This window comes from Roseateles sp. GW835-FHT13E02, assembly GCF_058794035.1.
Genome location: NZ_JBXAGJ010000014.1, coordinates 142,684 through 168,619 on the forward strand (window position 1 = coordinate 142,684; position 25,936 = coordinate 168,619).

Genomic DNA, 25,936 nt, shown 5'->3' on the forward strand with positions numbered 1-25,936 from the left:
ACACCCAGATGACAGACATGACGATTTCTGAAACTCACACCCATGCGCCGGGCCTGCCGCTGGGCGAGGACACCCGCTACGAAGGCCAGCGCTTCAGCGGCCGGCGCTGCCAGGTGATCGGCGTGCTGGACGATGGCGCGGCCAGCCTCAGTGCGGCCGCCCTGGCCCAGCTGCGCGCGGCCGATTGCGTGATCGGTGCGGCCCGCACCCTGGCACTGTTCGCGGCCGAGATCGCGCCCGGCGCGCGCCGGCATGAGATCGGCAGCGCCCTGTCCCAGGTGCCGCTCTGGGTGCGCGAGGCCCAGGCCCAGGGCCAGCGCTGCGTGGTGCTGGCCACCGGCGACCCGCTGTGCTTTGGCATCGCCAGCTATCTGGCGGCGCGCCTGTGCATCGACGCGCTGGAGGTGCTGCCCAACCTGAGCACCATCCAGCTGGCCTGCGCCCGCCTGGGCCTGCCCTGGCAGGACCTGAAGTTCTGCTCGGTGCACAGCCGCGATGCCGGCGAGTGGCAGCCCGGCGCCGATGCCACGCATGGGCTCTACGCCCTGCTGCAGACCCTGCGCCAGCACGAGCGGGTGGCCGTGCTGACCAGCCCGGAGAACAGTGCCGATCGCATCGCCCGCATGCTGCTGGCCGAAGGGCTGGGCGAGGCCTTTCAGATCGCCGTGGCCGAGTCCCTGTGCCAGCCGGGCGAGCGGGTCCGGGCCGAGCTCAGTGTGGCCGAGGTGGCCGAGCTGCGCTTTGCGCCCTTGCATGTGATGCTGCTGCTGCGCCTGCAGCCGCGGCCGCGGCCGGTGCTCTTCGGCCTGGCCGATGAGCGCTTTGAGCAACGCCAGCCGGAGAAAGGCCTCTTGACCAAACGCGAGGTTCGCGCGGTGTCGCTGGCGCGCCTGCAGCTGCGCACCAACAGCATCGTCTGGGACATCGGCGCCGGCTCCGGCTCGGTGGGCCTGGAGGCGGCGCGGCTCTGCCCCGAGGGCCATGTTTACGCCATCGAAAAGAACAGCGAGGACGCCGCCATCATCGAGCGCAACCGCCGCAGCCTGGGCCTGAGCAACCACAGCAGCCAACAGGGCCGCGCGCCCGAGGGCCTGGAGGCCTGGCCCGCGCCGGATGCCGTCTTCATCGGCGGCTCGGGCGGCGAGCTGGTCGAGCTGATCGAGCGCGTGCTGGCCCGGCTCAAACCCCAGGGCTGGCTGGTGATGAACTTCGTGACCCTGGAGAACCTGGCCACGGCGGTGGCGGCGCTGAAAGCCGTGGGCGCGAGCTGGGATGTGCTGCAGCTGCAGGCCTCGCGCAGCAAACCCATCCTGCACATGCACAGGCTGGCGGCGGAGAACCCGGTCTGGGTGGTGTGCGCGCAGCGCGGGACTGCGACATGAGTGAGAAGCTCGTGCAAGCCAAAGGGATGCTGTACGGCGTCTCACTCGGCCCCGGCGACCCGGGGCTGATCACGCGCCGCGGCTGGGCCTTGCTGGAGCGGCGCGACGCCGTCTGGACCTATCCGGTGCGCAGCCTGCGCAAGGACAGCTATGCCCTGGACATCGCCCTGCGCGCCGGCCTGCAGCCGCCCGCGCAGCACCAGTCCCTGCTATTCCCGATGACGCATGACGCGGAGAAGCTGGCCCGCCACTGGCTCAAGGCGGCCGACACGGTGCGGGCCCTGCTGGCCCAGGGACAGGACGTGCTCTTTCTGGTCGAGGGCGATGCCTCCACCTACGCGAGCTTTGGCTATCTGGCCCGGGTGCTGCGCGAGCTGGAGCCTGAGGCCCGCATCGAGATCGTCGCTGGGGTCAATTCCTTCAACGCCGCCTGTGCCCAGCTGCAAATGCCGCTGTCCGAGCAGGACGACACCATCGCCATCGTGCCGGCGGCCTACGGCATTGCCGCGGTCGAACGCATGTTGGAGGACTTCGACACCCTGGTGCTGATGAAGGTCAAGCCCCTGCTGGACGACTTGATCGACCTGCTGGAGCGGCGCGGCCTGCTGGCCCACAGCCGTTTCATCGAGAAAGCCGGAAGCCCGGTCGAGCGCATCGTCCACGAGGTGGCCAGCCTGCGCGGGACCAAGGTCAATTACCTGTCCCTGCTGCTGGTGCGCAATCCGGGGCGGGTGCGGGGCGAGTTGCAGCGCGGCTGCCGCAAAAAGGACGCGGCGGGCACCGGGCCGGCCGATGACGTGAACGAACAAGAAGAGAGCGATGTATGAATTCCACTGAGATTGCAGCGCCCCTGCCGCGGGTGGTGCTGGTGGCCATCACCAAGCATGGCGCCGCGCAGGCGGCGGCCCTGGCGCGCGAGCTGCCGCAGGCCGAGCTCTGCGTGGCCGAGAAGTTCGCGCCCGCCCTGGCCGGCCTGACCAACCCGTTGCGCGTCTACAGCGGCGCCTTCAAGGACGAGATGGCCGCGCTGTTCGCGCGTTATGACCAGATCGTGTTCTTCGTCTCCCTGGGCGCCGTGGTGCGCCTGATCGCGCCGCATCTGAAGAGCAAGGACGAGGATCCCGGCGTGCTGGTGGTCGACGATGCGGGCGAGTTCGTCATCCCGGTGCTCAGCGGCCATGTCGGCGGCGCCAATGCCATGGCCGAGCAGATCGCGGCCCTGCTGCGCGCCACGCCGGTGCTGACCACGGCCTCGGACGTGGGCAAGACCATTCCGGTAGACATCCTGGGTCGCGAGCTGGGCTGGCGGGTCGAGGCGCCCAAGATCAACATCACCCGCGTCTCCGCCCATGTGGTCAACGAGGAGCCGATCGCCTTTGTGCAGGAGGCTGGCAGCCCGCATTGGTGGACGCGGCCGACGCCGCTGCCGGCCCACATCCAGCGTTTCGAGCGCTTCGCCGAGGTGGACCTGGCCCGCTTCAAGGCCGTGCTCTGGGTCACCCATGCGGAGGTTCCTGAAGTCCTCTGGCAGCGCCTGGCCGAGCGCCTGGTCGTCTACCGGCCGCCGCTGGCATGAGCATGAGCCTGCCATGCGAGGGCCCGGTGGTGCTGGGCCTGGGCTGTGATCGCGGCACCTCGGCCGAGACCATCGCCCAGGCGGTGGCCCAGGCCCTGGTGCGCCTGGGCTGCGGCTCGGCCCAGGTGCGCGGCCTGGCCAGCATCGCGCTCAAGGCCGACGAGGCCGGCCTGCTCGCCTTTGCCGCGGCCCAGGGCTGGCCGTTGCGCTTCTACAGCGCGGCCGAGCTGGCCCGTGTCGAGGTGCCCAACCCCTCGGAGACGGTGCGGCGCCACACCGGCACGCCCTCGGTCAGCGAGGCCGCGGCCCTGCTGCTGGGCGGCGGCCGGGTCAGCGATCTGCTGCTGGAAAAACACAAGCACCGCGGCGCCGATGGGCGCCATGCCACCGTGTCGGTGGCCCGCTCACACAAGGAATGAAGCCATGAATGAAGCACTGAAGCCCAGCGATGCCAGCGAGCCCAACCATCCCAGCCCCGGCCGCATCATGCTGGTGGGCATCGGCCCCGGCAGCGTCGAGCACATGACCCTGCGCGCGCGCGCAGCCATTGCCGAGGCCGATGTGGTGATCGGTTACGTCACCTACATCAAGCTGGTGGCCGATCTGCTGGAAGGCAAGGAGATCGTGCGCAAAGGCATGACCGAGGAGCTGGACCGGGCGGTCAGCGCGCTGGAGCAGGCCCGCCTGGGCAAGAAGGTGGCGCTGATTTCCTCGGGCGATGCCGGCGTCTACGGCATGGCCGGGCCCACCTACGAGGTGCTGTTCCAGGCCGGCTGGACGCCGAATGACCCGGTGCAGCTGGAGATCGTGCCCGGCGCCTCGGCCATCAATGCCTGCGCCTCGCGCGTGGGCGCGCCGCTGACGCATGACTTCTGCTCGATCTCTCTGTCCGATCTGCTGACGCCCTGGCCGACGATTGCGCGCCGGCTCGATGCCGCCGCGGCGGCGGATTTTGTGGTGGCGCTCTACAACCCCAAGAGCGGCCGGCGCACACGCCAGATCGTCGAGGCGCAGCGACTCTTTCTGCGCCACCGCCGTCCGGACACACCGGTGGCCGTGGTCAAGAGCGCCTACCGCCGGCGCGAGCGCATCGAGTTCACGACGTTGGACCGCATGAGCGAGTGCGAGATCGGCATGTTGAGCACGGTGTTGATCGGCAACAGCAACACCGTGATCCAGCATGGCCTGATGGTCACGCCGCGCGGCTATGCCAACAAGTACGACCTGAGCGAAGGCGGCGAGACGCGCGCGGGTGAGCGGCCAGGACGCTCGCTGTCCACCGGCCTGCTGGGCTGGCTGGAAGGGCTGCAGGCCGACCATGCCGCGGGCGACAGCATCGAGGTTCTGGCCGCGCGCCACCGCCTGCCGCCTGACTACATCCGCGCCACGCTGAGCGAGGCGCTGGAGGACGAGCCCGTCGAGGCTGCCACTGAGGAAGCGGCCTGAACGATGGGTCTGCGGGAGCAGAAAGAAGAAGTGTGTGTGTTTGAAGTGAGCCAGAGAACAAAGATGAAGTGCATGGGACGAGGGAAGCCAGGGCCGTGGAGCCGGACTTTGTGGTGGCTGGGCCTGAGCCTGGCCTTGCTGTCGCCGGCATGGGCAGAAGCTGCGGCGGAGGCAAGCGCGCCTGCGCCTGCGAGCCCGCAGGCGCTGCAGCGTGTGGAGGTGCAGGGCCAGGCGCAGCGCGGGGCACGCAGTGTCTTGCAAGCGCCGCAAAGCACCGCCTCCCGCCTGGGCCTGAGCCCGCTGGAAACGGCCGCCAGCGTCGAGGTGCTGGACGTGGAGCGCCTGCGCGCGCGGGGCGATGCCAGCGTGGCCGAGCTGGTCTCGCGCAGCACCGGCCTGGCGGCCCTGGGCTCGCCGGGCTCGGGCAGCACCTACAGCAGCCGCGGCTTCAGCGGCAATGACTCGGTGGCCCAGGCCGAGGATGGCCTGCGCATGGCCACGGCCTCGGGCACCCAGTCCAGCCCGGCGGACAGCTTTGGCTATGAGCGCATCGAGATCCTGCGCGGGCCGGCCTCGGTGCTGTTTGGTGACGGCGCCATCGGCGGCCTGATCAATCTGGTGCGCAAATCGCCGGGCCGCGAGGCGCGCAGCGAACTCACTGCCGGCTTGGGCACGGACGGCGAGTACCGCCTGGGCCTGGGCCTGGGCCGGCCTTTGGGCGAGCAACTCGGGCTGCGCCTGGATGCGCTGGCCAAGGGCGGCGATGGCTTTGTCGCGCGCGGCCAGCATCGCAACCGCAAGCTGATGAGCTTGCTGCGCTGGCAGGCCACGCCCGATCTGCGCGTGGACCTGAGCCTGGACATCCACCGCGACAGCCCCACGGCCTACTTTGGCTCTCCCTTGAAGAACGGCCAGCTCTGGGCCGAGCTGCGCGGCGAGAACTACAACATCAGCGATGCGATCTGGCGCATGGACCAAGAGCGCGCTCGCGCCCGCCTGGACTGGCAGCTGGCCGAGGGCCTGGCCGCCCGCGTGGTGGCCTACCGCTTCGAAGCCGACCGGCGCTGGCAGAACCTGGAGGAGTACGCGCTCAGCGCCGATGCGCAGACGGTGCGGCGCTCAGGCTATCTGGGCATCGCGCATGAGCTGCGCCAGAACGGGCTGCGCGCCGAGCTGCTGGGGCAGGGCGGTCAGGGTGGGCCGGGTGCTCGTCTGAACTGGTCGCTGGGCGCGGAACGCATGGATCTGCGCTTTCAGCATTCCAATGATTTGTACGAGTACAAGACGGTGAGCAGCGTGCCCCTGCATGGCTTCGACGCCGGCCACTACATCGCCGCGGCCGAGCTGCTGCCTCGCAACCGCTCGCAGACCGAGCAGCTGGCGGTGTTCGCCGAGGCCGACTGGCAGCCGCTGGACGGCTGGCATCTCAGCGCCGGCCTGCGCCGCGACCGCAGCGTCGTTGATCGCCAGATCCTCTCGCCCAAGCCCGATGCCTGGAGCGGCCGCTTCACGCCCACCGCCTGGCGCCTGGGTACGGTCTGGCAGCTCAGCCCGGCACAAAGCCTCTACGGCCAGCTCAGCAGCGGCACCGACCCGGTGGGCACCATCGCCACACTGAGCAAGGCCAATGCTGCCCTGCGCCTGACCGAGGGCCGGCAGGCCGAAGTCGGCTTCAAGCAGGCGGGCGCGGTGCTGGAGTGGACGGTGGCCCTGTTCCAGATCGCCAAGACCCACATCCTGACGCCCGACCCCAAGAACCCGCGCGAGAGCGTGCAGGGCGGGCGACTGCGCTCGCGGGGCCTGGAGCTGGGCCTGGCCTGGACGCCGGCGCCGGGCTGGCGCCTCGATGCCAATGCCAGCCTGCTGCGCGCCCGCTACACCGAGCTCTTCGACAGCGCCGGTCTCTCGCTGGCGGGCAAGCGCGCACCGAATGTGGCCGAGCGCCTGGCCAATCTCTGGCTCAGCCGCCAGCAGGGCGAGTTCGACCTGGGCGCCGGCCTGCGCCATGTCGGCCAGCGCTACACCAACACGGCCAACACGCAGAGCCTGCCCGGCTACACCGTGCTCGACGCCTCGCTGGGCTGGCGCTTCAGCCGCCAGGGCGCGCTGCGCCTGCAGCTGCGCAATCTCGGTGACCGGCTCTATGCCAGTAGCACCTACACCGCCAGCCAGGCCATGCTCGGCAAGCCGCGCAGCGCCGATCTGGTGCTGGACTACCGCTTCGACTGACCGCCGGGAGCTCAAGCGATGTGGCGCCGTCTTCATCTGATCCACCGCTGGGCCGGCATCGCCCTGGGCCTGCTGGTGCTGCTGTGGCTGCTCTCGGGCCTGGTCATGCTCTTTGTGGCGCGGCCCGAGCTGCGCCCTGAAGAGCGCCAGAGGGCGCTGGCCGAGCTGCCCGCGCAGGCCCCTGCGGTGACGCCAGTCCAGGCCTGGGCGGCGCTGGGCGCCTCGGCCCCAGCGGAGGCGGGCGGCCTGCGCCTGCAGCAGCAGCTGGGCCGGCCGGTCTATCTGCTGCAGGCCGGCAAGCGTTGGCGGGCGGTCGACGGCCTCAGCGGTCAGCCGCGGCCGCCGCTCGATGCAGCCCAGGCCGCAGAGCTGGCCCGGGCCTATGCCCAGGGCCTGAGCGGGCGGCCGCTGGAGCTGGCCGAGCTGGAGCTGTTGGAGCGCGACCAGTGGACGGTCTACAGCCGCTTCAACGCCCAGCGCCCGCTCTACCGCGCGGCCTTTCGCGACGAGGAGGGCCTGGAGCTCTACATCGGCCAAGCCAGCGGTGAGCTGCTGCTGGACACGCGCCGTTGGGAGCGGGCCTGGAACTGGCTGGGCTCGGTCACGCACTGGATCTACATCACGCCGCTGCGCCAGCACAGCGAACTCTGGCGCCAGATCATTCTCTGGAGCAGCGGCGCGGCGGCGCTGATGTGTGTGCTGGGCCTGATGCTGGGCCTGCAGCGCCTGCGCCTGCGGCGCCGCTACGCCAGCGGCAGCGTCTCGCCCTACCGTGAGCGCTGGCAGCGCTGGCACCATCTGCTGGGCCTGGGCGGCGGCGCGGTGCTGCTGGCCTGGTTGTTCAGCGGCTGGCTGTCCATGGGTCCGGGGGGCTGGCCCGGCGGCGATGGTGAGGCCGCGCGGCTGGAGCGCCAGCGCTGGCAGGGCAGCAGCCTGCCAGCCACCTCCCTGGCGCTGCCCGCGTCTCGGCCGGGCGTGGTGGCGCTGGAGGCGCTGCGCTTTCAATCGCAGACCTGGTGGCTGGCGCGCCTGGCCCAGGGCGGCAGCGAGTTGATCTCGCCCGAGGGTCAGGTCTTGCCCCAGGGCTTGAGCGAGGCGCAGTTGCGCGCTGCTGCCGAAGCCTTACGGCCTGATCAGGCGCTCCGAGCCGGCCAATGGCTGCACGAGGGCGATCTCTACTACTACCCGCTGCGCCACCACCCGCGCAGCTTTCCCGTCTACCGCCTGGACTATGCCGACGGCGTGAGTGTCTACCTCGACCCGCGCAGCGCCCGCATCGCCCTGCGCCTGGATGCCGCCGGCCGCTGGAACCGCTGGCTCTTCCATGCCCTGCATCGCTGGGATCTGCCGCCCTTGCTCGGCCTGGGCTGGGCACGCGATGCCTGGGTCATCGGCCTGAGCCTGGCTGGCCTGGCGCTGACGGCCGCGGGCGCCGTGCTCGGCTGGCGCCGCCTGCGCGGACGCCGCCCCTCCATACTCAAACGCCCTTCCGGCCAGAAAGCCCTTGCCACACCATGAATGATGACGAGCTCTCTCCACCGACTTCGGACGCGCCCATCGTCCGCCCCAAGATCGCCAGCTACCGGCGCCATCTGCTGGTCTGCACCGGCCCGCGCTGCACGGCCGATGGCGAGGCCCAAGCCCTGTTCGACAACCTGGGCGAGAAGTTCAAGGCCGCCGGCCTGCACGAGGGCGAGCTGCGCGTGAAGCGCAGCCGGGTCAGCTGCTTTGCCGCCTGCAAGGGCGGGCCGGTGATGTGCGTGCAGCCCGATGGCACCTGGTATTTCAATGCCCGGGGTGAAAACCTGGACCGCATCATCGCCGAGCATCTGCGCGATGGCCGGCCGGTGGCCGAGCTGGTCTTCCACCAGGGGCCGGGCTGTATGGATGAAGAAGCGGCTGAGCCATGAGCGGCCCTTGCAAGCCGGGGCGGGTGAGCCTGGTCGGCGCTGGCCCGGGCGCGGCCGATCTGCTCAGCCTGCGGGCGCTGCGCCGCATTGAGGCGGCCGAGGTGGTGGTGCATGACCGCCTGATCTCGCCCGAGATCATGGCCTTGCTGCCGGCACGGGCCGAGCGCATCAATGTGGGCAAGGCGGCGGGCGCGCACATGGTGGGCCAGGCGCAGATCCATGCCATCCTGATCGAGCAGGCGCGTGCCGGCCGCGAGGTGGTGCGGCTCAAGGGCGGCGACCCCTTTGTCTTCGGCCGCGGCGGCGAGGAGATGCTGGCCTTGCGCGAGGCCGGCATTGTCTGTGAGGTGGTGCCGGGCATCACGGCCGCCAGCGGCTGCGCGGCGGCGGCCGGCATCCCGCTGACGCAGCGCGGCATGGCGCGCGCCTGCGTGTTCCTGGCTGGGCAGCTGGCCGACGAAGGCACGCCCTTCGATGAGCAGCTCGATTGGCCGGCCTTGGCGCGGCCGGGGCAGACGCGGGTCTTCTATATGGGCATCGCCCGCCTGCCGCGCATCGCCGGCCAGCTGATGGCCCATGGCCTGAGCCCGGACACGCCGGCCGCCATCGTGCAGGACGGCACGCGGCCGGGTCAGCGGGTGCTGGCCAGCCGCCTGAGCCGCCTGCTGGAGCGGGCGCCGGCCTACGGGCCACGACCGGGCCTGCTGATCATTGGCGAGGCGGTGGCCCTGAGCCCGGACTACCGGGAGGATTGAGCCTGGAGCCGGGCGGCCGGCACGACAATGCGGGCGACAATGCGGGCGACAATGTGGGGATGAGCGACACCAAACCCATCCTGCTGCTGGTCGACGGTTCCAGCTATCTCTACCGCGCCTACCACGCCATGCCCGATCTGCGCGGGCCCGAGGGCGTGGCCACCGGCGCCATCCACGGCATGGTGGCCATGATGAAGCGCCTGCGCGATCAGGTCGCAGCCGAGCATGCGGTCTGCGTGTTCGATGCCAAGGGCCCGACCTTCCGCGATGAGTGGTACCCCGAGTACAAGGCCCAGCGCGCGCCCATGCCCGATGCGCTGCGCGAACAGATCGCCCCCATCCACGAGGTGGTGCAGCTGCTGGGCTGGCCGATTCTGGAGGTGCCCGGCATCGAGGCGGACGACGCCATCGGCACCTTGGCGCGGGTGGCGGCCGAGGCCGGCCATGCAGTGGTGGTGTCCACCGGCGACAAGGACCTGGCGCAGCTGGTGACTCCGGACGTCACCCTGATCAACACCATGAACAAGGCGGCGCCCCCAGCTGCTGCGCAGCAGCCCCCCGAGGGGGCGCGCAGCGCACCTTGGGGCGGCCCGGCGGTGGACTGCGAAACGTTGGACATCCCCGGCGTGATCGCCAAGTTCGGTGTGCCGCCCGATCGCATCATCGATTACCTGACCCTGATGGGCGACACGGTGGACAACGTGCCGGGTGTTGAGAAGGTGGGCCCGAAGACGGCGGCCAAGTGGATTGCCGAGTACGGTTCGCTGGACGGCGTGATCGCCAGCGCCGACAAGATCAAGGGCGTGGCCGGTGAGAACCTGCGCAAGGCCCTGGACTGGCTGCCCATGGGCCGCAAGCTGGTGACCGTCAAGCTCGATTGCGACCTGACGGGCCATGTGCCCAACTGGCCGGCGCTGGAAGCCCTGGCCCTGCGCGAGGTGGACCGCGCTGGGCTGCAGGATTTCTACACCCGCTACGGCTTCAAGACCTGGCTGAAGGAAATCAGCGGTGGTGCGGCCGGCACGACCAAGGTGGCAGCACCGGTCAGCGGCGATCTGTTCGCCGACGCGCCGGCGGCGGTGGCCGATGTGGAACGCCGTTACGAGACCGTGCTGGACATGGCGCAGCTTCAGGACTGGATCGCCCGCATCGGCCGTGCACCTCTGGTGGCCCTGGACACCGAGACCGATTCCCTGGACCCGATGCAGGCCCGCATCGTCGGCATCTCCTTTGCCGTGGCGCCTGGCGAGGCCGCCTATGTGCCCCTGCGCCACGAGGGCCCCGATGCGCCGGTGCAACTGGACCTGGCCGAGGTGCTGGCCGCACTGCAGCCCTGGCTGGAGGACGCGAACGCGCCCAAGCTGGGTCAGAACCTCAAGTACGACACCCATGTTCTGGCCAACCACGGCATCGCCCTGCGCGGCGTGCAGCATGACACGCTGCTGCAGAGTTATGTGCTGGAAGCGCACAAGACCCACGGCCTGGGCGCGCTGGGCGAGCGCTACCTGGGCCGCGCCGGCGTGAGCTACGAGGATTTGTGCGGCAAGGGCGCGCACCAGATCCCCTTCGCCCAGGTCGATGTGGCCAAGGCGGCCGAGTACTCGTGTGAAGACTCGGACATGTGCTTGCAGGTCCACCAGATCCTGTGGCCGCGCATCGAGGCCGAGCCCGGCCTGCTGCGCATCTACCGCGACATCGAGATGCCCAGCAGCGCCTTGCTGGCCCGCATCGAGCGCACCGGCGTGCTGATCGACCCGGAGTTGCTGCAGGCGCAAAGCCATGAGCTGGGCCAGCGCCTGCTGGCCCTGGAGCAGGAGGCCTACGACATCGCCGGCCAGCCCTTCAACTTGGGCTCGCCCAAGCAGATCGGCGAGATTCTGTTCACCAAGCTGGGCCTGCCCGTGGTCAAGAAGACCGCAACCGGCGCGCCCTCCACCGACGAAGAGGTGCTGGAAAAACTCTCGCTTGACTACCCGCTGCCGGCCAAGCTGCTCGAGTACCGCGGCCTGGCCAAGCTCAAGAGCACCTACACCGACAAGCTGCCGCTGATGGTGAACGCCCGCACCCACCGGGTGCACACCAACTACGCGCAGGCCGTGGCGGTGACCGGGCGCCTGTCCAGCAATGACCCCAATCTGCAGAACATTCCCATCCGCACCGCGGAAGGCCGGCGTGTGCGCGAGGCCTTTGTGGCGCCGCCGGGCCATGTGATCGTCAGTGCCGACTATTCGCAGATCGAGCTGCGCATCATGGCCCACATCAGCGAGGACCCGGGCTTGCTGCGCGCCTTCGGCGAAGGCCTGGACGTGCACCGCGCCACCGCCGCCGAGGTGTTCTCGACGCCCCTGGGCGATGTCACCAGCGAACAGCGCCGTTATGCCAAGACCATCAATTTCGGCCTGATTTACGGCATGGGCGCCTTCGGTCTGGCCCAGTCCCTGGGCATCGAGCAAAAGGCGGCGCGCGACTACATCGAGCTCTACTTCCACCGCTTTGCCGGCGTGAAGCACTATATGGACAGCACCAAGGCACGCGCGGCCGAGCTGGGCTATGTCGAGACCTTGTTCGGCCGGCGCATCTACCTGCCCGAGATCAAGGGTGGCAACGGCCCGCGCAAGGCCGGTGCCGAGCGCCAGTCCATCAACGCACCCATGCAGGGCACGGCGGCCGATCTGATCAAGCTGGCCATGCTGGCGGTGCAGGCCGAGCTGGATGCAAGCGCCAAGTCCACCCGCATCGTCATGCAGGTGCATGACGAACTGGTCTTTGAAGTGCCCGAGGCCGAGCTGGACTGGGTGCGCCGCGAGGTGCCGCGCCTGATGGCCGGCGTGGCCCAGCTCAAAGTGCCGCTGCTGGCCGAGGTGGGCGTGGGCCCGAACTGGGAACAGGCCCACTGAGACGGGTTTTCACCGAGCTGGGCGCTGCCAAATGGCACAGGCCGATCGGCGCCCCCGGGGAAAACCCCTGTCATTTGCTTGTGCTACAGCGGGTTGACTCAGGGTGCGCCCTCTAGGTCGATTTCGCCTGATATGAGAAATTCTTCACAGCCCCGGGGAGTTGTGGGCGTGACTTATTTCTCATCCAAGGAATTCAAATGACAACGATGCAAACCGCACGCAAGCTGATTCTTGGTGCCGTGGCCGCCGCAGCCATGGCCATGACCGGCGCTGCTCAAGCTGATATCAAGCCGGCCAAATCGGCGCTGGGCCAGTTGGCCAGCCGTGGCGTCTCTGTCAGCGGTGCACCTTATGAATCCGCAGTCAATGCCCTGACTTCGCAAGCCGTGGATGTCACGGGCATCCAGAGCTTCGGCGAGTACGGCGACGCCGGCAATGTGGTGCTGAATTTCTACGTGGGCGCTTTTGCCACCATCACCAGCGTGGACTGGAACGTCAACCTGACCGCCAACGATCCCAGCTGGCTGTCGGAACTGACCCTGGCCTTCGGCAGCTCGGCCGGCGGCGACGGCGTGGTCTTCAACCCTGGCTTTGGCGACGATGACTCGGGCACCAACAGCTACTCGGGTTCGGCCAGCCTGGTCGATCTGGGCCTGTCCTTCCAGGTGGGCGCCGATGGCATCCTGCGCCTGGAGTTCCACGAAGGTTTTGACGACGCCAGCGTCAACCCCGACGGTGTCTGGAACTCCGGCAACGTCACCTTCGGCGTTGCTGCGGCCGTTCCGGAACCCAGCACATACGGCATGATGGCCCTGGGCCTGCTGGGCGTGGCCGCCGTAGCCCGCCGCCGCAAGAGCGCCTGATTCTTGGGCTGAGCCGCAGGCCTCGTGCCTGGCAGATGCTCAGCCGATCAGCGTCGCCCCGTCCCCACTTCGGTGCGGACGGGTTTGTTTTTTTCGGACGGCGCTCAGCTCATCTGGGCCGGCAGCCTCGCGGACCCGGCTGCGGGCCGAGGGCGAACCCAAAAAAGAGGCCGGTCAGAAAGACCGGCCTTTTGAAGTGCAGGAGCTGCTGCTGGCTTTAGCTTCAAGCCTGGCGCTGGCGGCGTCGCGCCGCGAAGGCGGCCGCCAGTGCCAGAGGCAGCAGGGCCAGGCTGCTGGGCTCGGGCACCTTGTTCAGGTCTTTGAAGTCCAGATCGAACAGGGCCATGTCGAGCGTGGCGTTCAGGCCCGGGACACGGTCACCGTCAAAGCTGCCATTGCGCACGGTGAACAAGCCGGTCAGCTGGATGTCCTGCAGCGCTGCACCTTGGTAGAGCTGGTAGCTGATGCCGGGGTAGACACCGCCGGGGTAGCTGTTGCCCAGTTCCACGCCGTTGAGGGCGATGTCGAACAGATCCACATCGATGGCGGGCGACCTCTGTTTGTCCTGCACGGTCAGGGTGATCGAGCCGTAGCTCTTGCCGATCAGTTGGCTGTTGACGCTGTTCAAGCTGCCTTTGGGGGCGAAGATGGAGCTGCCAGACCCCAGTTTGTACGTGCCATCCTGGTTGGTGCGCACGCCCCAGCGGATGTCGAAGTTGGCGGCGCCGGTGGCTGCCGAGTAGTTGTATTCGAAGGCGAACTTGGTCGAACCCGAGCCCCAGCCTGTGCCCGCCATATTGGCGGTTTGGCTGTTCGTCTTGTCCAGGCTGTATTTGGCGGAGCTGCTGCTCACGCTCAACTTGGCTTCCTGCGCCTGATCCAGCACAGGCCCAGCCACGGCCAGGCCGCTGGCTGCGAAAAGAATGGACAAGGCTGCGCCCGCGCGGGCCGTGCTCGCGTTCAAAAACATGATGAGTAGTTCCCTCGTGAAGTGGCTCGAAGCACATCGGTCGTGGGCTGGCCGCCCGCCAACTCGTGGCTTTCGTTTACTGCTGCTTACAGTTTAGAGTTCGCCCTCAAAACACAACACCCCGCAAGCTCGGGGTGCGATTGGCGAAAGAGGCAGGCTTGTTTCCGAACGAACGCTGATGAATCGAAAGATTCATTAACTTATATCTTTTGATTTGGCGGGCGATCAGCCGGCCCCGGTTTGGATGCAGTGCTGGCCTCCGCGCCAGCAGTGCACCGAGCCTGACTGAAGCCTGGCCTGCCGGCAGCGTCGCCGGGTGGCGTGGTGCCGGTCGGTTAGCATCGCGGCCATGAATTGGCCTTATGAATTGCAGATCGGCTGGCGTTACACGCGGGCCGGGCGGGGAGGGCGGCGCAACCGCTTCATTTCCTTCATCTCCGGGGTGTCCATGCTGGGCATTGCGCTCGGGGTGGCGGCGCTGATCATCGTGCTCTCGGTGATGAATGGCTTCCAGAAGGAAGTGCGCGACCGCATGCTCTCGGTGATCGCCCATATCGAGCTGCAGTCCTACCAGGGTCAGGCCTTGCCCGATTGGCAGGCTACCGCTGCGCAGGCCAAACAGAACCCGGCCGTGATCGGCGCGGCACCCTTCATTGCCACCCAGGTCTTGATCGCCCGCGGCGAGGACATGCGTGGCGCGGTGGTGCGCGGCATCTCGCCGGCCGAGGAGGCCACGGTCACGCCGCTGGCGGCCGAGCTCAAGGACGGGCCGCTGTCACGCCTGCGCCCGGGGGAGTGGGGCATCTTGCTCGGTTCCGAGCTGGCCCGTGCCCTGGGCGTGCGTGAGGGCGACAAGATCACCCTGGTGGCGCCCAACGGCCAGGTCACGCCGGCCGGTGTGGTGCCGCGGCTGAAGCAGTTCACCTTGGTCGGCACTTTTCATGCCGGACATTACGAGTACGACACGGGCATGGCGCTGATCCATGTCGACGATGCGGCGCGTTTTTTTCAGGTTGAGGGTCCGACGGGTGTTCAACTCAAGCTCAAGCAAGCGCTGAGCGCGCGCCAAGTGGCGGGGGAACTGGCCCAGGCCCTCGGCCCCGAGATTTACGTGCGCGACTGGACCCGCACCAATGCCAACTGGTTCGATGCGGTGCAGGTGGAAAAGCGCTTGATGAGCATCATCCTGACCTTGATCGTCGCGGTGGCCGCCTTCAACCTGGTCTCGACCCTGGTGATGACGGTGACCGACAAGCAGGCCGACATCGCCATCCTGCGCACCCTGGGCGCCAGCCCGCGCTCCATCATGGGTATCTTCATGGTGCAGGGCGCCGCCTCGGGCGTGATCGGCACGGCCTCGGGCGTGGGCCTGGGCCTGCTGGTGGCCTTCAATATCGATGTGATCGTGCCGGCCATCGAGCGCTTGCTCAATGTCAGCTTCCTGCCCGGCAGCATTTATCTGATCAGCCGCATGCCCAGCGACCCGCAGTGGGGCGATATCGTGCCCATCGGCGTGACGTCCCTGATTCTGGCTTTTCTGGCCACCCTGTATCCGAGCTGGCGCGCCAGCCGCGTCCAACCTGCTGAGGCCCTGCGTTATGAGTGATGTGTCCGCCGTTGTCCTGGAAGGCCAGGGCCTGGGCCGCCGCTTCAGCGAAGGTGCGCTCGATGTGCAGGTGCTCGCGGGCGTGGACCTGCGGGTGGATCGCGGTCAGACCCTGGCCATCGTCGGCGCCTCGGGTTCGGGCAAGTCCACCTTGCTGCATCTGCTGGGTGGCCTGGACAAACCCAGCGCCGGCCGCGTCACTTTGATGGGCCGCAATCTGGCCGAGATGGGCGAGCCCGAGCTGGGCCGCTGGCGCAACCAGCATCTGGGCTTTGTCTACCAGTTCCACCACCTGCTGCCTGAGTTCAGCGCGCTGGACAATGTGGCCATGCCCTTGCGCATCCGCCGCCGGACCCAGGAGCAGGCGAGAGCCCGCGCGGCGGCCATGCTGCAGCGTGTGGGCCTGGGCGCACGCCTGGCGCACCGGCCGGCCGAGCTGTCGGGCGGCGAGCGCCAGCGTGTGGCGATTGCCCGCGCCCTGGTGACCGAGCCGGCCTGCGTGCTGGCCGACGAGCCCACCGGCAACCTCGACCGCAGCACTGCACAAGCGGTGTTCGAGCTGATGCTGGCCACGGCCCGCGAGCTGGGCACGGCCTTTGTGCTGGTCACCCACGACCAGACCCTGGCCGCGCAATGCCAGCAGCAGCTGAGCCTGGTGGGCGGCACCATGCAGCCGGCCTTGGCCTGACCCTTTCCCCATCCCCTGATTTCCCTGCTTCCACGAGTGACCATGAGCCAAGACACCCGCTTCATCCTCAAGCTCAGCTGCCCGGACCGCGCCGGCATCGTCCATGCCGTGACCGGTTTTCTGCTGGAGCAGGGCGGCAACATCCTGACCTCGGCCCAGCATGGCGACGCCGACCACCAGCGCTTTTTCATGCGCATCGAGTTTGAATGCGCGGCGCTGACCGAGGCCGCTGCGCTGCAAGCGGCCTTCCAGCCCCTGGCCGAACGCCTGCAGATGGACTGGGAGCTGGTGGCGCGCTCGGCCAAAACGCGCGTGCTGCTGCTGGTGTCCAAGCTGGGGCACTGCCTGAACGACCTGCTGTTCCGCGTGCAGACCGGGCACCTGCCGATCGAGATTCCGGCCATCGTCTCCAACCACCGCGATTTCTACCAACTCGCGGCCTCGCACAACATCCCGTTTCACCACTTCCCGCTGCTGAACTCGACCGAGGAGCAGAAGCAGGCCCAGGAGCGCAAGATCCGCGAGGTGATGGCCGAGAACCAGATCGATCTGGTGGTGCTGGCCCGCTATATGCAGATCCTCTCGCCCGAGCTCTGCCGTGACTTGTCGGGCCGGGCCATCAACATCCACCACAGCTTCCTGCCCAGCTTCAAGGGCGCCAAGCCTTACCACCAGGCCTACGAGCGCGGCGTCAAGCTGATCGGCGCGACCGCGCACTATGTGACCTCGGACCTGGACGAAGGCCCCATCATCGAGCAAGAGGTCGCCCGCATCGACCACAGCCTGCCGCCCGAGCAACTGGTGGCCATCGGCCGCGACACCGAGTGCGTGACCCTGGCCCGCGCCATCCAGTGGCATGCAGAGCACCGCATCCTGCTGAACGGCCGCCGCACGGTGGTGTTCCGCTGATCGACCACCGTTTGCGGGGACTTCGGCATGTGGATTGACAGCCACTGCCACCTCGATGCGCCCGAGTTTGATGGCGACCGTGCCGCCGTGGTGGCGCGTGCTCGCGCGGCCGGTGTGCAGCAGATCGTGCTGCCGGCGGTGGCGGCCTTTGATTTCGACACGGTGCGCGAGCTGGCCCATGCGCATGGATTCGTTTACGCCCTGGGCATCCATCCGCTGTACGTGATGCAGGCCAGCGAGCAAGACCTGACCCTGCTGGCCGAGCAGTTGGAGCGCCACCGCAGCGACCCGCGCCTGGTGGCCATCGGCGAGATCGGCATGGATTTCTTTGTGCCCGGCCTCGATGCCGAGCGTCAGCGCTTCTTCTATCTGGAGCAGCTCAAGCTGGCTCGGCGTTTTGAGCTGCCGGTGCTGCTGCATGTGCGGCGCAGTGCCGATCAGCTGCTCGCCGGGCTGCGGCGTTTGCCGGTATCCGGCGGCATTGCCCATGCCTTCAATGGCAGCGCGCAGCAGGCCCAGGCTTTCGTGGACTTGGGCTTCAAGCTGGGCTTTGGCGGCACGCTGACCTTCGAGCGCTCGCAGCAGATCCGCCGCCTGGCGGCCGAGCTGCCGGCCGAGAGCCTGGTGCTGGAGACTGACGCGCCCGACATTCCGCCGCATTGGCTGTACAAAACCGCCGAGCAGCGTTCGAGCGGCGAGGCCATGGGCCGCAACGAGCCGGCCGAGCTGCCACGTATCGCCGAGAGCCTGGCCGCGCTGCGGGGTTGGAGCCTGGCCCGGACCGCGGCGATCACCAGTGCGAACGCGCGGGTGGCGCTGCCGCGGCTGGGCGGGCTCATCGAGCCGGGGGGGCCTGCATAGGGTTGGCTGCGGAGCTGCTGCCTACGACGTCGCGGGCGGCGTGCCGCGCGAACTGGCCGAGCGTTCGGCCCTCATCTGCTTCGATCTCGGGAATCGCTCGGGCTGCCCTGGCTGTGCGACCAGATCGCCGAACTGCCCGGCGATCCGCATTGGCAGATGCTGGCCAAGGGCCATCGTTCAGCGTCGATCGGCGAGCGCCCAAGCGAGGGCTGCATCGACGCCGCGTCGCAAATCGGCCCAGGTGGTCGGCACAAACTTGTCGGGCTGGAGTCCGTCGGCTGACGGCACGTCGAAGCGGTACATCCGCTTCGAATAGTTGACGCGCCGCTTGCTGTGAGGCAACACGAAACCGTCCATGTCCTGATAGCCGACCGGATTGGCACCCGTTGGCTCGCCGACCAGTGTGGCGTTGAATAGCTGCCGGAACTGCGCGGCATTGCTCATGCCGGCCGAGAAGGTCGTGGGGCCGATGAGGGCATAGATGCCGCCGTTCCAGTCGAGCTCATCGACAAGAATCATCTGGTGCGCAAAGCTGAGCCCGACGAAGAAGTCGCCGCCGCCGTTTTCGCGCAGGTCGATGATGAGCTTGCGGATCCGATGCTTGCGCAGGTAGGACTGGACCTTGGCGGCGAAGCGCTCCATCTCGGGAAATGACGGATATTGCGCGAAGTAGAGGTAAGCGGTTGCCTGTGCTGGATCCGCGCTGAGCCACAGCCGGTTGGAAACTTCGGCAACCTTTCGTCCGAGCGGCACCGTGTCGGGCGCGATGGTCGCGCTGAGCTGCTCGTAGTAGTCGTCGCTGCGCAGAGCGGTCAACAGTGCTGCTTGAGGCTTGCCGACATCATCGACGAGCTCGAAGCGGGCCTGGCGTGGCTGGCGCGTGACGCCGAGACCATAGAGGACCTCCGCGACATTGGCGTGATTGGCCGTCTGGCGCCGCAGCGACTGCGCGTTCTCGACCACCTGTGCGACCGGCGCCAGCTGTTCCTGCAGTTTTGACGCCGCCATCCCGTCGACCGCGACGAGCTTCGATCCGAGTAGCTGACGGAAGGCTGGGGTCGTGCGGACGACGCGCAATTCACCCTCGATCGATCGGAAGGCGATCGGGTAGCGGTGATGCTCGGCATCCCAGTAGGCCAGGTGGGTGTGGCCGTCGCCGACGAGCCGCGTGATGCGCATCAGCTCGACGACGATCTGCTGTTCATTGAGGCGGGGTAGTGCGTTCTCGAGTCCTGCGAGTGCGGCAGTGAACTCGGTTTTTGAGATCCGGTGGTAGAGGCGAATATGGCGAGCCTCCAGGGTTTGCCGATAGACGGCGAGATCGTGCTGCCAGCGCTGCACCTCGATTGGTTCGAGCGCGGCCGCGACATTCGATGTCAGCGCTAGGACTGCAAACAGCGCATACCGGCGCCATGCGGGCTTTAGATTCATACGGGCTTTCTCTTGGTTTCGCCGGGCATGGGCGCGCGTCGACACGGGCCGTGCTTCTGATTGGATGCAGCGTTTCGGTGTTCGAGTCGGCCCAGCAACCGGCACTCGATGTTGCGGCGCTGGCTGTTGCTCTCGCGATCAACGGCTACGCGGCGCAATCGGTGCAACAGCAAGGGATAGGCGGCGACACCGAAGCCTGCGACGGTGGCCTTGTGCGCGGCGGAGTGTATCTGCCTGTCATGGTCGATTCGAACTTCTGGCGGCCGATAATCCAAGTCGCCAGCGCAGCCAGGGCCGTCAGGCCGAAGTCGAGAACCTGGCAGCTGATGATTTGCCAGATGGCTTCGACAGTCACGATGAGGAATGAACCTTTTGATGCGGGTGGACAGGATGGGTCGATGACGGCAAAGCAGTTGCCGGCTGCACAGCCCGCCAGATGGCAAGGTCTGGCCCCGATCTGGGCGCCTGACGCACGCCTGCTGCTGCTGGGCAGTTTCCCCAGCGTCGCCTCCTTGGCCTCGCAGCAGTACTACGGCCATCCGCGCAACCAGTTTTGGCCGCTGCTCTCGGCACTCTGGGGTCAGGACTTGCGCGTGTTGGGCTACGAGGAGCGACTGTCGGCGGCGCGCGCACGAGGGCTGGCGATCTGGGATGTCTATGCCGCCTGCGAGCGCGATGGCAGCCTGGACAGCGCGATCCGCGCCGCCGAGCCGAACGATCTGTTGGGCCTTGCCGCGCGCATGCCGGGGCTGCAGGCGGTGGCGCACAACGGCGGCGAATCGGCCCGCCATATCAAGGTGACCCAGCGCTTGGGCCTGCCGGTTTACCGCCTTCCGTCCAGCAGCCCGGCCAATGCCAGCTGGTCCTTCGAACGCAAGCTGGCGACCTGGCGAGAAGTGTTCGCGCGCCATGGTCTACTTGCCCCATGAGCAAGACAAAGCAGCAAAACAAGAAGTCCGACTGGATTCCCGCGACCCTGAGCGAGTACGACGGCGTGCGCTTCCTCCACCTGGACTCGATCTGGGTGCAGGGCGCCATGCGCATCCGCAAGCCCCAGCATCTGGAGCTGGAGTACATCCAGCGCATGATGGCCTGGATGCTCTGGCGCCCGAGCGCCGAGCTGCGCAGCGGCCACGCCTTGCAACTGGGCCTGGGCGCAGGGGCCATCACCCGCTTTTGCCACAAGGTGCTGCGCATGAAGACCACGGCCGTGGAGCTGAACCCCACGGTGATCCAGGCCTGCCGCATGTGGTTCCACCTGCCCGAGGACGACAAACGCCTCACGGTGATCAACGAGGATGCCGGTCAGTGGGTGGCGAAGCCGGAGCATCTGCAAACGGTCGATGTGCTCAACATCGACCTCTACGACCACGAGGCTGCCGGCCCGGTGCTGGACGATGAAGAGTTCTACCGCCATTGCCATGGCTTGTTGGTGGACGGTGGCCTGATGACGGTGAACCTCTTCGGCCGCGACGCCAGCTTTGCCGCCAGCGCGCGCCGTGTGGCGGCCATTTTCGGCTCGGACCAGGTCTGGAGCCTGACGCCGACCAAGGAGGGCAACACCGTGTTGGTGGCGGCGCGCGGCGTGGTGGTGCCGGATCGTGAGGAGCTGGAGCGCCGAGCGGCTAATATCGAGTCGCTGTTCGAGCTGCCGGCGCGCAAATGGCTGCGCATGGTGCGGCCCCTGCCTGTGAGCATTCTCAACCCCATTTGAGCGCGGAGCGTCCCTTCTCCATCATGAATGCCAAGCCCAAGACCAGCGCCTCCGCATCGGCTTCAATCGCCTCATCCTCTTCCTCGGCCTCATCGGGCAACACGCCGGCCGCCGCGGGCGGCTCCAGTGGCGAAGGCCGGCTGGAATGGCGCACCCTGCTGCATTGGTTGCAGGAAGATGGCTTGATCGACGAGGCCCAGGTGCTGCGCACCGAGGGCCGTTTCGCTGCGGGTGACAGCTCGCTGCACCCGCTGGTGCGCCTGGGCCACGGCGGCTTGACGCGCAGCAACACGGGCAAGCCGCTCGATGTGGATGCGCTGTCAGAGTGGCTGGCCGAGCGGGCCAAGCTGCCGTATTTGCGCATCGACCCGCTCAAGGTCGATGTGGGCCGGGTGTCGGACGTGATGTCGGTCGGCTATGCCGAGGCCAAGCGCTGCCTGCCGCTGCTGGTGGGCGTGACCGAGGTGACCATCGCCACCTCGGAGCCTTTTGACACCGGCTGGGTGGCGCAAATTGAAGCCCATGTGCGCAAGCCCATCAAGCTGGTGGTGGCCAATCCGCTGGAGATTGCGCGCTACACGACCGAGTTCTTCACGCTGGCCCGCTCGGTGCGCGCCGCGGCAAAGGCGGGTGAGTCCAGCCAGGTGGCCAGCTTCGAGCAGCTGGTGGAGCTGGGCCGCAGCAACAAGCAGCTCGATGCCAACGACCAGGGTGTCGTGCAGGTGGTGGACTGGTTGTGGCAGTACGCCTTCGACCAGCGCGCCAGCGACATCCATCTGGAGCCTCGCCGCGAGATGGGCGTGATCCGTTTCCGCATCGACGGCGTGCTGCACACCGTCTACCAGCTGCCGCCCACGGTGATGAGCGCGATGACCTCGCGCATCAAGCTGCTCGGCCGCATGGATGTGGTGGAGCGCCGCCGGCCGCTGGATGGCCGCATCAAGACGCGCAATCCGGCTGGGGACGAGGTGGAAATGCGCCTCTCCACCTTGCCCACCGCTTTTGGCGAAAAGATGGTGATGCGGATCTTCGACCCTGACACCGCCGTCAAGGATTTGTCCATGCTGGGCTTTTCCAGCCATGACAGCGAGCGCTGGGAAAAGCTGGTCACCCAGGCCCACGGCATCATTCTGGTGACGGGCCCGACCGGCAGCGGCAAGACCACCACGCTGTACTCCACGCTCAAGCGCCTGGCGACCGACGAGGTCAATGTCTGCACCATCGAAGACCCGATCGAAATGATCGAGCCGGCCTTCAACCAGACCCAGGTGCAGACGGCCTTGGACTTCGGTTTCGCCGAGGGCCTGCGCGCCCTGATGCGTCAGGACCCGGACATCATCATGGTCGGCGAAATCCGCGACCTGGCCACGGCCGAGATGGCGATTCAGGCGGCGCTGACGGGCCACTTGGTTTTCAGCACCTTGCACACCAACGATGCCGCGGCGGCGATCACGCGGCTGACGGATCTGGGCGTGCCGTCCTATCTGATCAGCGCCACGGTGATTGGCGTGCTGGCCCAGCGTCTGGTGCGTACCTTGTGCAACCACTGCAAGGTGCCCGATCCCAGTGTCACCCGTGACACCTTGAATGACATGCTCAAGCATTGGCGCATGAACGGCGGCGTCAAACCCTACAAGCCGGTCGGTTGCCTGGAATGCCGCAACACCGGCTATCGCGGTCGTGCGGGCTTGTACGAGCTGTTGACGGTGGGTGAGACGGTCAAGTCGCATCTGCACCCCACACCCGACATTTCGGCCCTGCGCCGCCAGGCCATGCAGGAGGGCTTGCGGCCGCTGCGTCTGGCCGGAGCGATGAAAGTGGCTGAGGGCGTGACCACGCTGGAAGAGATCCTGCGCAGCACGCCGCAGTGGCAGACCTGAGGCGTAGGCTCAGCTCCAGCCCCAGCAGAGCAGCAGTGGCGACCCGCTGCGATTACGTGTAAGCCACAAGCGCAGCCCTACAGGGGGCTCCCTAGAATCCCGCTTCATCGCAGCTAGAAGCAGAAAAAGGGATTCCCCATGAAGATCAAGAGTCAAAGAGACTTCTGGTCCGGGTTGATGTTTGTGCTGGTCGGGGTGGTGTTTGCCTGGGCCTCCACCGAGTACAACTTTGGCTCCTCCGCCCGGCCCGGCCCGGGCTACTTCCCCTTCGGCCTGGGGGTCTTGCTGGCCTTGCTGGGCGGCTTGGTGCTGTTCAAGGCCCTGACCTTGGAATCCGAAGGTGGCGACCCGATCGGCCCGGTGGCCTGGCGGCCCTTGCTGGTCATCACGGCTGCCATTGTGTTGTTTGGTCTGGCCTTGCCTCGCCTGGGTTTGCTGATGACCTTGCCCCTGGTGATCGTGCTGGCCGCTGCGGCCGGTGACGAATTCAGCTGGAAGGATGCGCTGCTCAGCACTGTGATTCTGACGGTGGGCAGCTGGGTCATCTTCGTCTGGGGCCTGAAGCTGGTGATCCCAGTCTGGCCCACCATCTTCGGCAACTGAGGACTCGCGCATGGACTTGCTGAACAATCTCGCGCTGGGTTTTCACACGGCGCTGACCCTACAGAACTTGCTTTATGCCTTTGGTGGCGCTTTGCTGGGCACCTTGATTGGCGTGCTCCCGGGCCTGGGCCCGGTGGCGACCATTGCCATGTTGCTGCCTTCGATCTACGCGCTGGACGCCACGCCTGCCTTGATCATGCTGGCCGGTATCTATTACGGTGCGCAATACGGTGGCTCGACCACGGCCATCTTGATCAATGTGCCGGGTGAATCGAGCTCGGTGGTGACTGCCATCGATGGCTACCAGATGGCTCGCCAGGGGCGCGCCGGTGCCGCATTGGCCGCCGCTGGCCTCGGTTCCTTCTTCGCGGGCTGTGTGGGCACGATCATCATCGCGGCCTTCGCGCCGCCGCTGACCGAGCTGGCCTTCAAGTTCGGCCCGGCTGAATACTTCTCACTGATGGTGCTGGGCTTGATCGGTGCCGTGGTCCTGGCTTCGGGTTCGCTGATCAAGGCGATTGCCATGATCTTGCTGGGCTTGTTGCTGGGCCAGATCAACACCGATGTGATCTCGGGCACGCCGCGTTTCTCCTTCGACATCCCCGAGCTGACCGATGGCCTGGGCTTTGTGGTCATCGCCATGGGCGTGTTCGGCTTCGGCGAGATCATTGCCAATCTGGGCAAGCCGGCGGAACACCGCGAGGTCTTCACCAAGGATGTGAAGGGCTTGTGGCCGACACGCCAGGACTTCGCTGATGCATGGCCGGCAGTGCTCCGTGGCACCACCTTGGGCTCCATCCTGGGTGTCTTGCCCGGTGGCGGCGCCTTGCTGGCCTCGTTCGCGGCCTACACCTTGGAGAAGAAGGTCGCTCGCAACCCGCGCGTGCCTTTCGGCAAGGGCGCGATTCAGGGTGTGGCTGGCCCCGAGTCGGCCAACAACGCCGGCGCGCAGACCAGCTTCATCCCCATGCTGACGCTTGGCATTCCGCCGAACGCCGTGATGGCCTTGATGGTGGGCGCCATGACCATCAAGGGCATCCAGCCTGGCCCCCAGGTCATGACCAGCAACCCGGAGCTGTTCTGGGGGCTGATCGCCTCGATGTGGGTCGGCAATCTGATGCTGATCGTGCTGAACCTTCCCTTGATCGGAATCTGGATCAAGCTGCTGACGGTGCCTTATCGCTTCCTGTTCCCGGCCATCGTCACCTTCTGCTGCATTGGCTCCTACACCCTGAATAACAATAACTTCGATGTGTTCGTGACGGCAGGTTTTGCTGTCGTGGGCTACATCTTCTACAAGTTGAGCTGCGAACCCGCACCCTTGCTGCTGGGCTTTATCCTCGGCCCCATGATGGAAGAGAACCTGCGCCGCGCCTTGCTGTTGTCGCGCGGTGACTGGGGCACGTTCATGACCCGCCCTCTGTCCGCCGGCCTGCTGATTGCCGCGCTGCTGATGGTGGTGGTGGTCATGCTGCCTTCCATCAAGAGCAAGCGGGAAGAGGCCTTCCAGGAAGACTGAGGAGAGCCAGTTGCGGGCCTGTGGCGTCGATGGGGCGTCCAGCCGCTTCTGCCAGACACGGAAAGAGGGGGCTTCGGCCCCTTCTTGCATTTCGGCGGTAGCAACACGGCTCTGTGTGGTCGAGGGCGAGCCGCTGGGGGAGCACGCGTCGTAAGTAGCTTGGCCGATGCCGGAGCTAGCTACCCCACATGCCGCCTGGGTCACGGCTGATCAGCGACCTTCATCGAGAAAATTGCAAAAAGCTTTGCAAAGCCCAAAATTCCTGTGCTACAGTAGAGGGCTTCGCTGCACAGAAACACTTCTTCGGAAGTCAGCGAGTGACTCGAAAGGGTTGCTTGAGTATCTGGGTGACGAGGATCGAAGCGATTCGATGTGATTTGAGATTCAAAACAAATCTTGCAGAAATGCTTGACGAGTAGAAAGAAAATCAGTCATAATCTCGCTTCTGTGCTGTTGACGAGCTGCAAAGCGGTCGACAGACGCAAGATTCGATGCAAGTCGGTCTTGTCAAGATGAGCTTGGCTCTCTTGGTTCTTTAAAAATTAACAGCCGATAAGCGTGGGCGTTTGAAGGTGAGTTTTGATGCTCGGTGACGAGTATCAAGTCTCTTGGACTTTAAGCGCTCACGGAAATTAGATGGAATCATGTAAATGGTTTTGTCGATTCCGTTGAGTAAATCAAGATCGAACTGTAGAGT

At 66.8% G+C, this 25,936-nt stretch carries 22 protein-coding genes; 20 read left to right on the forward strand and 2 right to left on the reverse strand.

The genetic code is table 11. From position 1 onward, the window contains the following. Window positions 1-17: 17 nt before the first annotated feature. From cbiE to AC1Q6P_RS15245, 11 genes are all read left to right on the forward strand, one after another. Window positions 18-1,382, forward strand: a complete 1,365-nt coding sequence (gene cbiE, locus AC1Q6P_RS15195) for a precorrin-6y C5,15-methyltransferase (decarboxylating) subunit CbiE (protein ID WP_492664662.1) — start codon at window positions 18-20, stop codon at window positions 1,380-1,382. Continuing rightward, on the forward strand, window positions 1,379-2,209 hold the full coding sequence (gene cobI / locus AC1Q6P_RS15200) for a precorrin-2 C(20)-methyltransferase (protein ID WP_492664661.1): 831 nt from the start codon (window positions 1,379-1,381) through the stop codon (window positions 2,207-2,209). The genes cbiE and cobI overlap by 4 nt, the downstream gene beginning before the upstream one ends. Beyond that, on the forward strand, window positions 2,206-2,958 hold the full coding sequence (locus AC1Q6P_RS15205; RefSeq protein ID WP_492664660.1) for a cobalamin biosynthesis central domain-containing protein: 753 nt from the start codon (window positions 2,206-2,208) through the stop codon (window positions 2,956-2,958). Before cobI ends, AC1Q6P_RS15205 begins: the two co-directional genes overlap by 4 nt. A 2-nt stretch (window positions 2,959-2,960) precedes the next feature. Beyond that, complete coding sequence (locus tag AC1Q6P_RS15210; protein WP_223696668.1) at window positions 2,961-3,377, forward strand: cobalamin biosynthesis protein; 417 nt, start codon at window positions 2,961-2,963, stop codon at window positions 3,375-3,377. A 4-nt stretch (window positions 3,378-3,381) separates the two neighbouring features. Beyond that, window positions 3,382-4,404: a precorrin-3B C(17)-methyltransferase gene (gene cobJ, locus AC1Q6P_RS15215; RefSeq protein WP_492664659.1), complete on the forward strand. Its 1,023-nt coding sequence runs from the start codon at window positions 3,382-3,384 to the stop codon at window positions 4,402-4,404. 72 nt (window positions 4,405-4,476) lie between these two features. Then, complete coding sequence (locus AC1Q6P_RS15220; protein WP_492664658.1) at window positions 4,477-6,633, forward strand: TonB-dependent receptor; 2,157 nt, start codon at window positions 4,477-4,479, stop codon at window positions 6,631-6,633. Window positions 6,634-6,651: 18 nt separating this feature from the next. Continuing rightward, window positions 6,652-8,151, forward strand: coding sequence for a PepSY domain-containing protein (locus tag AC1Q6P_RS15225; RefSeq protein WP_492664657.1), 1,500 nt, complete (start codon window positions 6,652-6,654; stop codon window positions 8,149-8,151). After that, complete coding sequence (locus AC1Q6P_RS15230) at window positions 8,148-8,543, forward strand: (2Fe-2S) ferredoxin domain-containing protein (protein WP_492664656.1); 396 nt, start codon at window positions 8,148-8,150, stop codon at window positions 8,541-8,543. Before AC1Q6P_RS15225 ends, AC1Q6P_RS15230 begins: the two co-directional genes overlap by 4 nt. Further along, entirely contained in the window at window positions 8,540-9,298 is a 759-nt protein-coding gene (gene cobA, locus AC1Q6P_RS15235) for a uroporphyrinogen-III C-methyltransferase (RefSeq protein ID WP_492664655.1), read from the forward strand. The genes AC1Q6P_RS15230 and cobA overlap by 4 nt, the downstream gene beginning before the upstream one ends. A 59-nt stretch (window positions 9,299-9,357) precedes the next feature. Further along, window positions 9,358-12,195 carry a DNA polymerase I gene (gene polA / locus AC1Q6P_RS15240; RefSeq protein WP_492664654.1) on the forward strand — a complete coding sequence of 946 codons (2,838 nt, stop codon included), beginning with the start codon at window positions 9,358-9,360 and terminating at the stop codon, window positions 12,193-12,195. A 197-nt stretch (window positions 12,196-12,392) separates the two neighbouring features. Further along, entirely contained in the window at window positions 12,393-13,058 is a 666-nt protein-coding gene (locus tag AC1Q6P_RS15245; RefSeq protein ID WP_223696670.1) for a PEP-CTERM sorting domain-containing protein, read from the forward strand. A gap of 223 nt (window positions 13,059-13,281) precedes the next feature. Here the strand turns inward: AC1Q6P_RS15245 and AC1Q6P_RS15250 are convergent, their stop codons facing one another. Next, the gene (locus AC1Q6P_RS15250; protein ID WP_492664653.1) at window positions 13,282-14,028 is read right to left on the reverse strand and encodes a PEP-CTERM sorting domain-containing protein; all 747 of its coding nucleotides are present in this window, start codon (window positions 14,026-14,028) and stop codon (window positions 13,282-13,284) included. 349 nt (window positions 14,029-14,377) lie between these two features. On the opposite strand from AC1Q6P_RS15250, the gene AC1Q6P_RS15255 reads away from it, so the two are divergent. Genes AC1Q6P_RS15255 through AC1Q6P_RS15270 form a run of 4 tightly spaced genes read left to right on the forward strand, consistent with a single transcriptional unit; the run spans window position 14,378 to window position 18,092 of the window. Next, a complete protein-coding gene (locus AC1Q6P_RS15255; RefSeq protein ID WP_492664652.1) occupies window positions 14,378-15,634 on the forward strand; it encodes a lipoprotein-releasing ABC transporter permease subunit in 1,257 nt (418 codons plus the stop codon). Then, window positions 15,627-16,322 (forward strand): ABC transporter ATP-binding protein, encoded by a 696-nt coding sequence (locus AC1Q6P_RS15260; protein WP_492664651.1) that lies wholly within the window; start codon window positions 15,627-15,629, stop codon window positions 16,320-16,322. The genes AC1Q6P_RS15255 and AC1Q6P_RS15260 overlap by 8 nt, the downstream gene beginning before the upstream one ends. Window positions 16,323-16,364: 42 nt before the next feature. Further along, window positions 16,365-17,231, forward strand: coding sequence for a formyltetrahydrofolate deformylase (gene purU, locus AC1Q6P_RS15265; protein WP_171827055.1), 867 nt, complete (start codon window positions 16,365-16,367; stop codon window positions 17,229-17,231). 27 nt (window positions 17,232-17,258) lie between these two features. Then, window positions 17,259-18,092: a TatD family hydrolase gene (locus AC1Q6P_RS15270; RefSeq protein WP_492664650.1), complete on the forward strand. Its 834-nt coding sequence runs from the start codon at window positions 17,259-17,261 to the stop codon at window positions 18,090-18,092. A gap of 177 nt (window positions 18,093-18,269) precedes the next feature. Here the strand turns inward: AC1Q6P_RS15270 and AC1Q6P_RS15275 are convergent, their stop codons facing one another. Further along, on the reverse strand, window positions 18,270-19,523 hold the full coding sequence (locus AC1Q6P_RS15275) for a hypothetical protein (RefSeq protein WP_492664649.1): 1,254 nt from the start codon (window positions 19,521-19,523) through the stop codon (window positions 18,270-18,272). Window positions 19,524-19,921: 398 nt separating this feature from the next. Between AC1Q6P_RS15275 and AC1Q6P_RS15280 the strand changes: the two genes are divergently transcribed. The 5 genes from AC1Q6P_RS15280 to AC1Q6P_RS15300 all read left to right on the forward strand — a co-directional run bounded on the left by AC1Q6P_RS15280 (window position 19,922) and on the right by AC1Q6P_RS15300 (window position 25,239). Further along, complete coding sequence (locus tag AC1Q6P_RS15280) at window positions 19,922-20,452, forward strand: DNA-deoxyinosine glycosylase (protein ID WP_492664749.1); 531 nt, start codon at window positions 19,922-19,924, stop codon at window positions 20,450-20,452. Next, a complete protein-coding gene (locus tag AC1Q6P_RS15285; protein ID WP_102766552.1) occupies window positions 20,449-21,237 on the forward strand; it encodes a spermidine synthase in 789 nt (262 codons plus the stop codon). Before AC1Q6P_RS15280 ends, AC1Q6P_RS15285 begins: the two co-directional genes overlap by 4 nt. Before the next feature lie 23 nt (window positions 21,238-21,260). Next, complete coding sequence (gene tfpB / locus AC1Q6P_RS15290) at window positions 21,261-23,117, forward strand: type IV pilus assembly ATPase TfpB (protein WP_492664648.1); 1,857 nt, start codon at window positions 21,261-21,263, stop codon at window positions 23,115-23,117. Between the two features lie 138 nt (window positions 23,118-23,255). Then, a complete protein-coding gene (locus tag AC1Q6P_RS15295; RefSeq protein ID WP_102766554.1) occupies window positions 23,256-23,720 on the forward strand; it encodes a tripartite tricarboxylate transporter TctB family protein in 465 nt (154 codons plus the stop codon). Window positions 23,721-23,730: 10 nt separating this feature from the next. Next, on the forward strand, window positions 23,731-25,239 hold the full coding sequence (locus tag AC1Q6P_RS15300) for a tripartite tricarboxylate transporter permease (RefSeq protein WP_102766555.1): 1,509 nt from the start codon (window positions 23,731-23,733) through the stop codon (window positions 25,237-25,239). The last annotated feature ends 697 nt before the right edge of the window (window positions 25,240-25,936 follow it).

Coding starts and splice junctions, on each gene's coding strand:
- cbiE (WP_492664662.1), top strand. CDS start 18: ATGACGATTTCTGAAACTCACACCCATGCGCCGGGCCTGCCGCTGGGC.
- cobI (WP_492664661.1), top strand. CDS start 1,379: ATGAGTGAGAAGCTCGTGCAAGCCAAAGGGATGCTGTACGGCGTCTCA.
- AC1Q6P_RS15205 (WP_492664660.1), top strand. CDS start 2,206: ATGAATTCCACTGAGATTGCAGCGCCCCTGCCGCGGGTGGTGCTGGTG.
- AC1Q6P_RS15210 (WP_223696668.1), top strand. CDS start 2,961: ATGAGCCTGCCATGCGAGGGCCCGGTGGTGCTGGGCCTGGGCTGTGAT.
- cobJ (WP_492664659.1), top strand. CDS start 3,382: ATGAATGAAGCACTGAAGCCCAGCGATGCCAGCGAGCCCAACCATCCC.
- AC1Q6P_RS15220 (WP_492664658.1), top strand. CDS start 4,477: ATGGGACGAGGGAAGCCAGGGCCGTGGAGCCGGACTTTGTGGTGGCTG.
- AC1Q6P_RS15225 (WP_492664657.1), top strand. CDS start 6,652: ATGTGGCGCCGTCTTCATCTGATCCACCGCTGGGCCGGCATCGCCCTG.
- AC1Q6P_RS15230 (WP_492664656.1), top strand. CDS start 8,148: ATGAATGATGACGAGCTCTCTCCACCGACTTCGGACGCGCCCATCGTC.
- cobA (WP_492664655.1), top strand. CDS start 8,540: ATGAGCGGCCCTTGCAAGCCGGGGCGGGTGAGCCTGGTCGGCGCTGGC.
- polA (WP_492664654.1), top strand. CDS start 9,358: ATGAGCGACACCAAACCCATCCTGCTGCTGGTCGACGGTTCCAGCTAT.
- AC1Q6P_RS15245 (WP_223696670.1), top strand. CDS start 12,393: ATGACAACGATGCAAACCGCACGCAAGCTGATTCTTGGTGCCGTGGCC.
- AC1Q6P_RS15250 (WP_492664653.1), bottom strand. CDS start 14,028: ATGTTTTTGAACGCGAGCACGGCCCGCGCGGGCGCAGCCTTGTCCATT.
- AC1Q6P_RS15255 (WP_492664652.1), top strand. CDS start 14,378: ATGAATTGGCCTTATGAATTGCAGATCGGCTGGCGTTACACGCGGGCC.
- AC1Q6P_RS15260 (WP_492664651.1), top strand. CDS start 15,627: ATGAGTGATGTGTCCGCCGTTGTCCTGGAAGGCCAGGGCCTGGGCCGC.
- purU (WP_171827055.1), top strand. CDS start 16,365: ATGAGCCAAGACACCCGCTTCATCCTCAAGCTCAGCTGCCCGGACCGC.
- AC1Q6P_RS15270 (WP_492664650.1), top strand. CDS start 17,259: ATGTGGATTGACAGCCACTGCCACCTCGATGCGCCCGAGTTTGATGGC.
- AC1Q6P_RS15275 (WP_492664649.1), bottom strand. CDS start 19,523: ATGAATCTAAAGCCCGCATGGCGCCGGTATGCGCTGTTTGCAGTCCTA.
- AC1Q6P_RS15280 (WP_492664749.1), top strand. CDS start 19,922: ATGACGGCAAAGCAGTTGCCGGCTGCACAGCCCGCCAGATGGCAAGGT.
- AC1Q6P_RS15285 (WP_102766552.1), top strand. CDS start 20,449: ATGAGCAAGACAAAGCAGCAAAACAAGAAGTCCGACTGGATTCCCGCG.
- tfpB (WP_492664648.1), top strand. CDS start 21,261: ATGAATGCCAAGCCCAAGACCAGCGCCTCCGCATCGGCTTCAATCGCC.
- AC1Q6P_RS15295 (WP_102766554.1), top strand. CDS start 23,256: ATGAAGATCAAGAGTCAAAGAGACTTCTGGTCCGGGTTGATGTTTGTG.
- AC1Q6P_RS15300 (WP_102766555.1), top strand. CDS start 23,731: ATGGACTTGCTGAACAATCTCGCGCTGGGTTTTCACACGGCGCTGACC.